The 230-nt window shown below is 66.5% G+C and carries 1 protein-coding gene; it reads right to left on the reverse strand.

The genetic code is table 11. The annotated features are described in order from the left end of the window. Positions 1 to 230, reverse strand: a 230-nt coding sequence (locus SB765_RS34440; RefSeq protein WP_410933133.1) for a YcaO-like family protein, incomplete at both ends; no start/stop codon positions are given.

The raw sequence follows: 230 nt of genomic DNA on the forward strand, positions 1-230 counted from the left end.
CAGGTCGTTCAGGCCCTCGAAGCTGCGGCCCTGGAGCAACTCGGTGAGGCTGCGTTCCAGCGCCACTTCAAGGCTCGGGTGCGCGCCGAACGAGGCGAACACGCCACCGGTACGCGGGTTCATCAAGGTCACGCACATCACCGGGAACTCACCGCCCAGCGACGCATCCTTGACCAGCACCGGGAAGCCTTGCTCTTCCAGCCCCTGGATGCCGGCAACGATGCCCGGGT

This window comes from Pseudomonas sp. SIMBA_067, assembly GCF_046534675.1.
Taxonomy (GTDB): Bacteria; Pseudomonadota; Gammaproteobacteria; order Pseudomonadales; family Pseudomonadaceae; genus Aquipseudomonas; species Aquipseudomonas putida.